This is a genomic window from Pedobacter sp. AC163, from assembly GCF_979258665.1.
In genome coordinates this window covers 5,047,601-5,060,071 of sequence record NZ_OZ409872.1, presented here as the reverse complement: position 1 = coordinate 5,060,071, position 12,471 = coordinate 5,047,601, and the positions used below count along the sequence as shown (strand labels likewise).

11 protein-coding genes are annotated in these 12,471 nt (G+C 37.2%); 5 read left to right on the top strand and 6 right to left on the bottom strand.

Going from position 1 to position 12,471, the window contains the following annotated elements; all coding sequences use genetic code 11:
- Positions 1–6 precede the first annotated feature (6 nt).
- The 5 genes from glgX to ACZZZK_RS22000 form a co-directional block, all read right to left on the bottom strand.
- Positions 7–2,133: a glycogen debranching protein GlgX gene (gene glgX, locus ACZZZK_RS22020; protein ID WP_463486014.1), complete on the bottom strand. Its 2,127-nt coding sequence runs from the start codon at positions 2,131–2,133 to the stop codon at positions 7–9.
- Positions 2,134–2,249: 116 nt separating this feature from the next.
- Positions 2,250–3,386, bottom strand: coding sequence for a serine hydrolase domain-containing protein (locus ACZZZK_RS22015; RefSeq protein ID WP_463486013.1), 1,137 nt, complete (start codon positions 3,384–3,386; stop codon positions 2,250–2,252).
- 30 nt (positions 3,387–3,416) lie between these two features.
- Positions 3,417–3,806, bottom strand: a complete 390-nt coding sequence (locus tag ACZZZK_RS22010) for a VOC family protein (RefSeq protein ID WP_265802072.1) — start codon at positions 3,804–3,806, stop codon at positions 3,417–3,419.
- A gap of 104 nt (positions 3,807–3,910) precedes the next feature.
- On the bottom strand, positions 3,911–4,717 hold the full coding sequence (locus ACZZZK_RS22005) for a competence protein CoiA (RefSeq protein WP_463486012.1): 807 nt from the start codon (positions 4,715–4,717) through the stop codon (positions 3,911–3,913).
- An 11-nt stretch (positions 4,718–4,728) separates the two neighbouring features.
- Entirely contained in the window at positions 4,729–5,043 is a 315-nt protein-coding gene (locus tag ACZZZK_RS22000; protein ID WP_265802069.1) for a hypothetical protein, read from the bottom strand.
- Positions 5,044–5,457: 414 nt separating this feature from the next.
- On the opposite strand from ACZZZK_RS22000, the gene ACZZZK_RS21995 reads away from it, so the two are divergent.
- A complete protein-coding gene (locus ACZZZK_RS21995) occupies positions 5,458–7,575 on the top strand; it encodes an HRDC domain-containing protein (protein WP_463486011.1) in 2,118 nt (705 codons plus the stop codon).
- A 9-nt stretch (positions 7,576–7,584) separates the two neighbouring features.
- Here the strand turns inward: ACZZZK_RS21995 and ACZZZK_RS21990 are convergent, their stop codons facing one another.
- Positions 7,585–8,085 carry a hypothetical protein gene (locus ACZZZK_RS21990; protein WP_463486010.1) on the bottom strand — a complete coding sequence of 167 codons (501 nt, stop codon included), beginning with the start codon at positions 8,083–8,085 and terminating at the stop codon, positions 7,585–7,587.
- Between the two features lie 179 nt (positions 8,086–8,264).
- On the opposite strand from ACZZZK_RS21990, the gene ACZZZK_RS21985 reads away from it, so the two are divergent.
- The 4 genes from ACZZZK_RS21985 (at position 8,265) to ACZZZK_RS21970 (ending at position 12,469) form a co-directional block, all read left to right on the top strand.
- Positions 8,265–8,600: a hypothetical protein gene (locus tag ACZZZK_RS21985; protein ID WP_463486009.1), complete on the top strand. Its 336-nt coding sequence runs from the start codon at positions 8,265–8,267 to the stop codon at positions 8,598–8,600.
- A gap of 272 nt (positions 8,601–8,872) precedes the next feature.
- Positions 8,873–9,217 carry a hypothetical protein gene (locus ACZZZK_RS21980; RefSeq protein WP_463486008.1) on the top strand — a complete coding sequence of 115 codons (345 nt, stop codon included), beginning with the start codon at positions 8,873–8,875 and terminating at the stop codon, positions 9,215–9,217.
- Between the two features lie 114 nt (positions 9,218–9,331).
- Positions 9,332–11,725: a TonB-dependent receptor gene (locus ACZZZK_RS21975; protein ID WP_463486007.1), complete on the top strand. Its 2,394-nt coding sequence runs from the start codon at positions 9,332–9,334 to the stop codon at positions 11,723–11,725.
- A gap of 33 nt (positions 11,726–11,758) precedes the next feature.
- A complete protein-coding gene (locus tag ACZZZK_RS21970) occupies positions 11,759–12,469 on the top strand; it encodes a DUF4625 domain-containing protein (protein ID WP_463486006.1) in 711 nt (236 codons plus the stop codon).
- Positions 12,470–12,471: the final 2 nt, after the last annotated feature.

Sequence of the window (12,471 nt, the reverse complement as noted above, 5' to 3'; positions counted from 1 at the left end):
TTCTTTTTATGCTGATTTGAGAACGGTTACGGATCTTCCGGCAACTGCTAACCCTTCAGATGCAGTGAATAAACCTAAGCCATCTTTAGCAATTTCACCAGTCGCAGTATCTAACACTTTCTTCCAGCTTTTCCCATATTCTTCCTTTGGAAGTTTATAATCTAAAGCTTCGTAATGTGCATTGAAAATGATAAAAAAGTGGTTATCAAGAATATCTTCACCCATCGGGCCTTTGCTTTGTATTCCTTCACCGTGAAAGTAAATTCCAATAGAACGGGCAAAATCTTTTTCCCAGTTATGTCCTTTCATCGGATTTCCATCAGGTGTAAACCAGGCAATATCTTTTATGCCATCCTCTCCTACTTCTTTACCAATAAACCACTTTCTCCTTCTTAAGCTTGGATGGTTTTGCCTCAACTGAATCAACTCTTGAGTAAAATTTAATAATGATTGATCTGCATTTGCCCAATCCAGCCATGAAAGCTCATTATCCTGACAGTAGGTATTGTTATTTCCTTGTTGGGTTTTTCCCATTTCATCGCCAGAAACTAGCATAGGAATTCCCTGTGATAAAAATAGTGTCGCTAAAAAATTACGCTTTTGCTGCAATCGCAGGTTGATAATTTCCTCGTTATCAGTTTCTCCTTCTACCCCACAATTCCACGATTTGTTATGGTCTTCGCCATCATTGTTATCGTCTAAGTTGGCCTCATTGTGTTTATGATTATAGGAAACCAAATCATGAAGCGTAAAACCATCATGCGCCGTAATAAAATTAATACTCGCAGTTGGGCGGCGATAATCTTCTTTGTATAAATCCGGGCTTCCGAGAAATCGCTGTGCAAATTCGCCAAGCATATTCGGATTGCCCCGCCAATAATCACGCATTACATCCCGATACATGCCATTCCATTCTGCCCATCCAGGAGGAAACTTTCCAACCTGGTAACCTCCCTCTCCCACATCCCAGGGTTCGGCAATCAACTTGGCCTGCGAAATTACCGGGTCTTGGTGGATAATATCAAAAAACGCACTTAACCGGTTAACTTCATGTAGTTCCCTGGCTAAAGTGGAGGCCAGATCAAATCGAAAACCATCAATATGCATCTCCAAAATCCAATACCTTAAGCTATCCATAATAAATCGGAGCACGTTCGGTAACATCGAATTTAGGGTATTTCCAGTGCCGGTATAATCTGTATAATACCTTTTATCGTTTTCCAATCTATAATAGCAGTGGTTATCGATCCCTTTAAATGATAAGGTTGGGCCAAGGTGATTTCCTTCTCCTGTATGATTATAAACTACATCTAAAATCACTTCGATTCCAGCTTTATGTAAAGCCTTTACCATATCCTTAAACTCGCGAACCTGATCGCCCCGAATATCTGAAGAAGCATATCGAGAATCGGGGGCAAAAAAACCGATGCTATTGTAGCCCCAATAATTTGTTAATCCCTTTTCTTCGAGGTGATGATCAGAAATAAATTGATGTACAGGCATAAGTTCGACGGCCGTTACACCCAATTTTTTTAGGTAGTTGATTGATACCGGATGAGCAAGCCCTGCGTAAGTTCCCCTCAAATTTTCGGGGATATCAGGGTGGGTTTTTGTAAAACCCTTAACATGCATTTCATAGATAATTGTTTGATTATAATTAATTTTTGGGTGCCTATCATCTTCCCAATCATACTTTGAATCAATTACAACCGATTTTGGCATGTATGCTGCACTGTCCGCTTCATTGAAGCTCAGATCCATTTCTTCTGATCCTAACTGATATCCAAAAAGGGCTTCGTTCCATTTTATATTGCCGGCAATGGCCTTAGCATAAGGATCTAGAAGCACTTTGTTGCCGTTAAAACGATGGCCTTGCGATGGACGGTAAGGTCCGAATACCCTATAACCATATAACTGCCCTGGCTTTACATCAGGGATATAGCAATGCCAGATTTGATGCGATCGTTCTTGAATATTAATTCTCACCGTTTCTTCTTCAGCATGTTCATGATCGAAGAAACACAACTCTACAGCGGTTGCACTTTCAGCATAGAGTGCAAAATTAACTCCGTTTCCATCCCATGTTGCGCCCAAAGGATAAGCTTCCCCCGGAAATTGTAAATATTCAGCCATACTATAAATCTGATCGTTCGTAAATCAAAACTCGTGTTTGATTTAACAATCCGTTTGACTTATAAAATGTTTTGAAAATTTATCATCGACAAAAAGCTAACTAAATTGCGAATACCTTATTTAACAAAGTTTTGATAAAGGCTATTGATGGCATCGCGACTAAAATCAGGAAAACCATCTGTGTAGGTAGGATTTATCCCATTGGTAATAATAACGAAACCAAATTTTTCTCTTGGATTGAAAAACATCGTACTATAAAGCCCGTAAGCCGATCCGGTATGACCCTTTAACTTAACATTTGGAATAAAATTATCGGCACTTCTAATTGCTAATCCGTAACCTTCATCAGCCGTAATAGCAGTTTGCATTAATTTGGAATGCTTTTTTGAAATAAGCCTTACTCCATTTGATTGACCATAATTCATATGCATCATCATGTATTTTGCCAAATCTGTTGCCGATATTTTCATTCCTCCTGTTGGAGAAAATATGGGTGTAGAATAGCCCATAACGTAATTTTGAATTTCAGTTCTGCGTGGTGCATACGCTGCTGTTGCGTTGGCAAATTCGCTCGTCTTCGAGTTGTATTCGTAAAGCTTAACAAATCGGGTGCTATCTAATGAATCTACACAGTAACCACCATAAAGCCCCAAGGGCTTTAAAACATGATTTTTAACGTAATTATCGAATCGCTCACCAGATTTCTTCTCTATAATCGCTCCGATGATATTGAAATTTAAATTACAGTAATCGAACTTACTTCCTGGAGCATAATCATTGTAACACTTGGCCCAATTTGGATTTTTGTCCGGATTAATCAAATCGAGGTTTAAGTATCCCTGAGAATCATTCAAACTCGAAGTGTGCGAAAGTGCCATTTTCAAGGTTATTTTTTGATCTGGATATTTCGGGTTTCTGATCTTAAACCCTACTAAATCTCCAAAATCGTCATCTAGCGACAGTCTACCCGCCTCTACCAATTGCATAATGGACGTTGCCGAAAAGGATTTTGAAATAGAAGCAATACGAAAAATATCGCGATCGGTCAGCTCCGTTTTTTTATCTAAATCTTTTAGTCCAAAAGAGTGTGTATAAATTATTTTCCCGTTTTTTACTACCGCCACTGAAGCACCTACCGCATTAAACTTTTGCATTACAGCCCTAAAATCTGCTTCTGCTTTTTCATTTTGAGCATAAATAGTCGTGCTGATCAATAAAAACACGAACATCATCTTTAAAAAAATCTTAATCATAAGTTGGAAATTATAATAGCGTAGAAATATTTATTTAGCGTCGTTTACCTCCAGCCAATGACCATCTGGATCTTTGAAATAAATCTGTTTTACTCCATCAAGCCTTAAGTTGATGGCGCCAACTTTACCCGCCCAATCTTCAAATGGAATCTTTTTATTATTCAAAGCGGCAATAAATTCATCGATTGATGAAACGCTGAAACACAAATGATCATTTCTATCAAAGATTTGATTGGCCTTTTGACCTTCAATTAAATGAAGTGCACCAGCATTTCCCAGTGAGAACCAAGTATGCTTGCCATCTTTAAATGGTTCAGGAATTACTTTTAGACTAAAAACAGTTTGATAGAAGCTTGTCGATTTCGTTAAATCGTTCACGTAAACAGCGATGTGATTAATTACAGCTGGTTTCTGAGCCATGGTTTTTGATACAATAATTGCTAAAAATAAGAATGTGATTGAAGCTATTCTTTTCATACCTAAAGATCAAAATATTAGTTTAACAAGTGCAAAGATTTAACTTTTTATTGTGCAACAATATCATTGAAAGACTTGCCGGATGCTGTTTCTAATTTAACATCCTTTCCCAATTCACTGTATTTAGCGATAAATGCTGTTTTACTAATCAGCTGTAAATAATTATAATCGATAGAGATTTGATGGCGCTTTCTTAATCGGTATAAAAAATGGCCACCAAAATCGATGAAAATTGGACACGAAGCATTTAGCCATGCTTTGTGCGCATTGCGCCAACTAAAAGAATAAAAATCAGCTGAGACTGGGATTGATTTTAATTCCTTATGGTAAAAATTAAGCACTTCCGGTTGAGGATTCTTAGCTAAAGCATCGATTTTACGGATGACCGATAAGTGCTCAGAAGCACAAAATTCAAATGGATCTAATAATGGGCTGAGCGGATTTGGAATGGATTTTAAGATTTTGAAACCTTTAAACTTCAAACCATTTACCACCCAGATTAACTTGGGATAAAACCGTTCTCTTGATTGAAGCTCTTCGGTGGTTATAGGCGAATTTTGAAGTTCGATGGTTAGACCCGATGCCGTATGGATATCTGCCCGATGAAATTCGTTCAAAGACTCGTCATAAAAGCTTACTTCACGAAATTCGGGTGCAAAAACTTCTTTCCATTGGCGATGCCATAAAGTTTCGCTTTCCCACCAGGAATCGCAATGGCTAAGAAAAACATGTGCCCAATGATGGATTTTTATGGAACCACATTTTGCAATTACTTTTTGCCCACAACCTAAACAAACGGCACTTTTGCCTTTTAAAGCTTCAACCCGATTTCCGTTTAACAACGCAAACTGCATGATTGACGTTACTATTCGTTGCCTTTAAAAATATTCATTACGGCAGTTTTCCATTGAATGTATCCTAAATCGCCACAAACTTTTGCTACAAATCCTTCCACTTCATCTGGTACATCATTTACTATGCGCCAACGGATTTTATATTTTGGGTTATAGCTAATATAAACGACCACATCATCAGTACGTTGTCCCACAGATTGTAAAGCCTGCAAATGAATATCTCTTAAGTCATCGGCTGCGTTTTTCAATCGCTCATTCATGATTTTCCCTAAAGAAAGATCTGGTTTAAAATCTGTTTCTAATATTGCTAAAACTGTAACAGTCATATCACTCCTCTTCGTTTGAAAGCCTTATAAACAGCTTTCTTCCTTAATTGTTTAATGAATCGCCAGCAGCGAATTAAACAAATTTATACTAAAATAATTAGCAAACAAAAATATAAACAGTTATTTTTAACGCTTAAACATCAATCAATTTAAACCAATTGATTTACAGAAGAATAAAAATTAATAAGGGAAGAAAATTTAAGCAGACAAAAGAGATTAACTTTTAAATTGATCTCCTTGGAGGTCAGGCTAATCATCATATTGGTTTAAATTGTATTTGAAATCATGAAAATAGCAAGCCATGATTAAACTACAAATGTGAATAAATCGGCTTGAAATCAGGCAAAGCATTAGTGACATTCTGTGCATCTTTGCATAAATATTTTGATAAATTAAGAAGGATCCCTGCATAAGATGAACGAAACTGATACTAATCAATCTACTCCCGATAACCAACTTATTCTCGATTTTATAAAGTTCACAAATCAACCTATTTTTTTAACTGGAAAGGCAGGAACCGGAAAAACTACGCTGCTAAAAAAAATTAAAGAAACTACACAGAAAAATTTCGCTGTAGTAGCGCCAACTGCTGTTGCCGCAATAAATGCAGGTGGAGTTACCATCCATTCGTTCTTTCAAATGCCATTTGGACCAATTATTTCTGTGGCTAACGACCAGCAATTTAAAGAAGTAAAATACAATGAAGAAAAGATAAAGCTCTTGAAATGCCTGGAACTTTTAGTTATTGATGAGATTAGTATGGTTCGGGCAGACATGCTCGATTTTATTGATCAATCTTTAAAAAAAGTAAAAGGTTCTAACATGCCATTTGGCGGTGTACAAGTTTTAATGATTGGTGATTTATATCAACTATCGCCGATTGCACATGATGCATGGCATATTTTGAAAGAATATTACCTAAGTCCTTACTTTTTTGATAGCCATATTCTTAAATCAATTTCATTAACCACCTTTGAGTTAAAAAAAGTTTATCGTCAATCCGATCCGTTATTCATTGATATTTTGAATAGAATTAGAGAGAATGATTTAACGCCAGCACTTTTAGATAAACTCAATTCACATTACGATCCAAGTTTAGAAGATAATTGGAAAGATGAGTACATCACCTTAACCACACACAATAATTTAGTTACCCAAATTAACAAAGATTGTCTTGAGAAATTAGATGGTGAGCTTCACACCTTTAGTGCAAAAATAACAGGCGATTTCCCTAAAGATGCTTATCCTGTTGATGAACTACTGCAGCTTAAAGTAGGTGCCCAGGTGATGTTTATCAAAAACGATTCGTCGGGTAAAAAGCAGTATTACAATGGGAAGGCGGCAAAAGTTGTGTCTATCTCCAATGATACGATTAAAGTGCAATTCTTAGATGATTCGGCTCATTTTGAAGCGGAGCGAGAGGAATGGAAGAATTTGAAATACAACCTGGATCAGGAAGAAAATAAAATTGAAGAAGTAAATACGGGCTCATTTTCTCAATATCCATTTAAACTGGCCTGGGCAATTACCATTCATAAAAGCCAGGGCTTAACGTTCGAAAAGGCAATTGTTGACATTAGCGCATCATTTACCCATGGACAGGCTTATGTGGCGTTAAGCAGGTGCAAAAGTTTGGCTGGCCTAATTTTGAAAACCCCGGTGAAGATGGAAAATATTATTACCGATAAAAGAATTATCGGTTTTACATCAAAGGCGGTGACCCAGGTACCAACTGATCAAAATTTAGCGCTCTATGTTAAAAAATACACCTGGGATTTGATTGAAGACTTGTTCGACTTCAGTTCTTTAAGCGAAAGCTGGGCCAAGATAAAAGATGTTAGTTTTAATGCTTTCGATGAGAATGCGGCCTTTAAAAATATGTTAAATAATACTTCCGACGTTTTGGATGCTCAACTGATTAGAGTGGGCACAAAATTTAGAAGTCAGGAAGTTGCCAAAATTTCTAAGGAAACCGATGTTGCTGACGAGAAACTATTTCTAGATCGATTAAGTAAAGCTTCAACCTATTTTACACCAAAGATAAATCAGGTAATTGCAGAGATATCCAAGTTTACATCTCTAAAATTTTTGGCTGATGAAAAGTCGGAAAGAACGGTGATTACGCTGATATCAATTTTAAATACCTTAAATGTGAAACTGGCCTTATTTGGTTTCCCGTGGGCAAAATTTTCGATTGCAGATTACACCAAAACTTTTTTAGACGCCAGTAATAAATACGAGATTACTCCCAGGAAAACATTTGTAGCTAAAATTGATATTCCTAAAGAAATCACCAATCAAAAACTTTATCAGCGCTTACTTGATTGGCGCAGTGATTTGAGTAGGAAAAGAAACGTTCCTGAACACACTATCCTTTCTGATGTTGCTTTGGTGAACATTGCATCGAAACCACCGAAAACTACCGATCAACTCGCAGCCATTAGAGGTGTAGGAATTGGTAACGCCGTTGATTTGGGAGGAGAGATTATGAAGATTGTGAACAGCTTTATGGGCGCCAGCACATTATTTTAACCTTTGTAATTACTTGAAAAACAGAAAATAGCAAACGGTTAACGCAATTCCGATAAACATAAAACCAACACGGGCAAGCCATTTGTTTAAGATACTTTGGCCTTGTTGGGTGATATTTTTTTCGAGGTTTTTGAGCAAAATTTCTTGCTTTTCTACCTTTTCTTTAAGGTCTAAATTTTCAGTTTTAAGATCGAAAATGCTTTTTCCGGTATCTTCTTCTAATTTGTTTAAAGCGTAGCGCCGTTTAAAACCACCCTCACTAATAAACATATCTACACCTGCTTGTTTACCCACCATTGCAGGTAATGGAACGCCATCTACCTGTCCCACTAAAATAACGAGATTCATTTGAACTAAGACATCCAGATAATCAGAAGCCAGCGTACCATTTCCTCTAAATATTTTAAGTACCCTATCGGATTTGATGTAAACTTCCTCCTCAAATTCGTTAAGGATATTGTCCAAAAGCTCACATTTAGCTGGAGTTAAACTTATGGAGAGATTTTTCATTTAGGTGAACGTGAATTATTCGGCAAGAAAGCAAAAAATAATTTAAACAGAAAGTTTTATTGCAAAATAAGCCAGAATAGCACATTTGGAGCGGGAAAAATGATATTCCTCCATGTTGTTATCATCTTTCATCAAAACTTATGCTAAAAAATCAATGTTGTTTATATAAAAATCATACTATGAAAAATCCAGATCAAGAACCAATTAAAGACGATGAAATTCCAAACATAGCGCAATTTCAAGTCGATCGCTCAAACGGCAATGCGGCAGAAGGCCATGCCCCAGAGGAAGAAAATGATGATGAAAGTTACACCGAAGATGAGATTCCTTTTGCTGATGGAGAAGGAACTCAGCTTGATGAAGTTATCGATGAGCAAGAAGGAGATGAGGCGTTAGCAGATGATGAGCTAGAGGATGACGAATTACAAGATGACGAACTAGAAGGTGACGAACTAGAAGATGACGAACTAGAAGATGACGAGTTAGAAGATGATGATGAACCAAGTCAGATTTAATTAAATTGAAGCTGTCTCAAAATCAATTTGATAAATGAAAAGACAAAAAAAATCTTGAATATCGCCGTTCCCAGGCATCAAGATTTCTCAAAATAGTAATCTTGGAAAATATTAAATTCGCAATTTTGAGATGGCTTCTACAACATCTATTTAAGCGTTTAGTTTAATTATCAAACGATTACAACTAATTAATCTTCTCAATAAGCCCAAAATATTTATTTTTTGAAAAATCAATTGTTATTTTCAAAAATAAATGCAACTTTGTGGCGTAAATGATTAACAGAAAATTGAAGAGAAGAATTGATTTAGTGAAAGCAGTGAGCGCACTGCTCATCTTTACTTTCTCTTTTATTTCTGTAATTCAAATCATCCACAACCACAACACTGACGATGTTGAGCAGGTGGGTAATCAAAAAGGTAATATTTCTTTTACCGAAAAATGTTCGGTGTGCGATTATTTGGCACATAAACATGGGAAAGAGATTTTGTTGCCTCTACCCTTTTCTATTTCATACCCTTTACCAAAAGCAAATCTGCTTAATACAGGCACATTTTTAGCCAACTACAAATTTACACTTCAAGGCTTTACCAATAAAGGTCCGCCTATTTCTGCCTAGAATGCCGTAATCGGCATTTCCAATCTCCAATATTTTCTCAATTTTTTAAACATGATTAGTATGCCAATGCTTTGCATATGCTAATCCTTTAACTATTGGCTTAGGCCATCTGCAATGCGTAAATTTTTAATTTTAATATTTTCCTTTTTTGGAACTGTGCAGGTGTATGCGCAACAATTTCAACTCAGTGGAACCGTTTCTTACGAGCTAAAACCGATCTCCAACGCTACGGTCCAGCTAGTTCAGTCGCCAATTTCAACCCGTACAGATGATCGGGGTAACTTCACATTTCCAGCTTTGGAAAAAGGAATTTATCAACTGATCGTTAGTGCAGTAGGCTTTTCCAAAACAATAATCACAATAGAAGGAAGCGATCAGGCTGTTATCAAAAATGTGGTTCTTCAAAAAGAAGTTAAGCAGTTAGCTGACGTCACCATAAAAGATAAACATGTAGAAAATCGCCGTAAAGCGGAATCGTTGAATATAGAAATTGTTAACCAGGATTTTATCCAACGAAATTTGGGCGGAAGCCTGATGAAAAGCCTGGAGCGCTTGCCAGGAATTAAGACCATCGGCATTGGCTCAGGACAATCGAAACCGTTAATTAGAGGCTTGGGCTTTAATAGAGTGGTTGTTGTTGAGAAGGGTGTTAAACATGAAGGGCAGCAATGGGGAGCCGATCATGGTTTGGAAATTGATCAATTTGCCACTGGAGAAATTGAATTAATTAAAGGTTCTGCCTCATTTATTTACGGGTCTGATGCCATTGGAGGCGTAATTGACATTTTACCCGTTGCCATTCCGGCGCCAAATAGTCTTGGGGGTTCGGTAGATTTAATTGGAAAAAGTAACAACAATCTATACGGAACATCAACAAATTTTTATGGCAGAAACAAAAAATGGTTTTTCGACTCGCGATTTACTTACCAAAATTACGCCGATTACCGGGTACCTGCAACCAAGGTTTATGTGTATGATTACGAAGTAAATTTAAATAACAATCGCTTAAGAAATACCGCAGGAAAAGAAACTGGAATTCATTTCAACACTGGTTTTGTTGGTGATGAGTTTAGATCGATATTTTATCTAAGTAATACCTACACCAAAAGTGGTTTTTTTGCCAATGCTCACGGACTAGAGCCGAGACGTGTTGATGAGCAGCTCCACGATAATTCAGATCGGGATATTTTACATCCGTATCAATCGGTTAACCATTTTAAAATCATTAACAGATCTAGCTTTCAATTAGAAAACCACAACATTGAAGCTGAATTAGGTTATCAAAAAAACTTTAGGCAAGAATTTAGTCAATACGTCAATCATGGCTTTATGCCCCCTATTTATCCTTCATCGCTATTGATTCAAAGCGATTTAGAAAGGGAGTTCGATAAATCAGTTTACTCGGCAAATCTAAAAGATAGAGTCAAAATTGATGCTCACGAATTAACCGTTGGAATAAATGCAGAATGGCAGCGTAACAACATCAACGGATGGAGCTTTCTGGTTCCGGCATTTAACCAAAGTACAATTGGCGCTTTTGCGTACGATAAGTTCAAAATCAGCGAAAATTTATTGCTACATGGTGCGATAAGGTACGATAGAGCACAAATTAACATGTTTGAATACAAGGACTGGTTTCCATCGCAAGTTAATAGAAACGGCAATTTCGAACAGCAAAATCTGCAACGGGCTGCCAATTTGAATCGAACTTTCAACAGCTTGGTATGGTCTGCTGGATTAAATTACAATCTATCGAATTTCAGTTTAAAGGCTAATATTGGCAAAAGTTTCAGGATGCCAATTGCAAAAGAACTTGGTGCAAATGGCGTAAACTATCATTACTTCAGCTACGAAAAAGGGAACCCAAATCTTTCCGCTGAAAAATCATATCAAGTAGATCTAACCCTGGGCTGGAGTGATGCAAAATGGTCGGTTCAACTTAGTCCCTTTTACAATTATTTCCCAAACTATATTTACCTGAATCCGACTTCCGGCCATGATTATTCATATGGTGCAGGTAACCAAATATTCGAGTATGAAGAGAGTCGGGTACAGCGCTTTGGTGGAGAGATTCAATTGGAATATGAGATTTTCAAAAATCTAAGCACTCATTTTTTAGGAGAAATATTGCAGGCGAAGCAATTATCTGGAGATAAAAAGGGATTTACGCTGCCATTTTCTCCACCAGCTTCTGCCTTGTTTAACCTCACCTATTCTCCTAAACTTAATACCAAGTTGAGCAATACCTATTTCTCGGTGGACTACCGCATTACCAGTAAACAGGAAAATATTGTTCCTCCAGAGAAAAAAACACCTGGCTACCAACTGGTGAATATCCAGATTGGAACTAAAATATCACTTTTCGAAAATCCAATTCAAGTCAGTATTCAGGCACAGAATTTATTCGACACAAAATATCTCAATCATACCAGTTTTTATCGCCTTATCGAGCTTCCTGAAGCAGGACGAAACCTCATTCTCTCGGTAAAAATCCCCTTTTCAAAATAAAATAATCAGTTATAACCCTTAAAAACACCCATTATGAACAAATTTAGAAAGCCCTTTTTAGGACTGTTGATGATTGCAGCAACTTTTACAGCCTGTAAAAAAGAAGAAGTAATTCCAGATGCGCCTTCTATCACAAACTTAGAAATTGGCACCAATAACAACAAAACCGCTTACCCAGGAACGGACATCCACCTAGAGGCCGATCTTTTTTCGGCTAGCAATTTAGCCGGCGTTCAGTTAACCATCAAGCCCAAATCTGGCTCGGGCTGGAACTTTAGTCAAAACTATACCGACGGTTTTGTCAATATCAAAAATGCAAGTTTCCATAAACACATTGATGTACCAACTACGGCTGCTTTGGGTAGCTACCTGGTAACCATTACCGTCACCGACGTATTAGGTAAATCGACAGTAGTTGTGAGTGATTTGGAAATTAAATACGACCCAACACTGCCCAATGCGACAGGTTTTGAAGTGGGCTTAAATACTGCTGGCAATGATTTGCATGTAGAAGCATCAGTTTCTGCCATTAATAAAATTGCCAAAATTGAAGTAGAAGTACATGGATCGGCCTGGGAAGAGGACTTTTGGTTCACCGATGTTTCGATGGTTGGTTTAACCAACTACAATTTCCATAAACATCTTGATGTTACCGCAGCACCAAAAGGCCATTACCACGTACACCTTAAGATCGTCGATCAGCTGGGGAAAGAAAATGAACTTGAAGAACATTTTGATAAATAAAA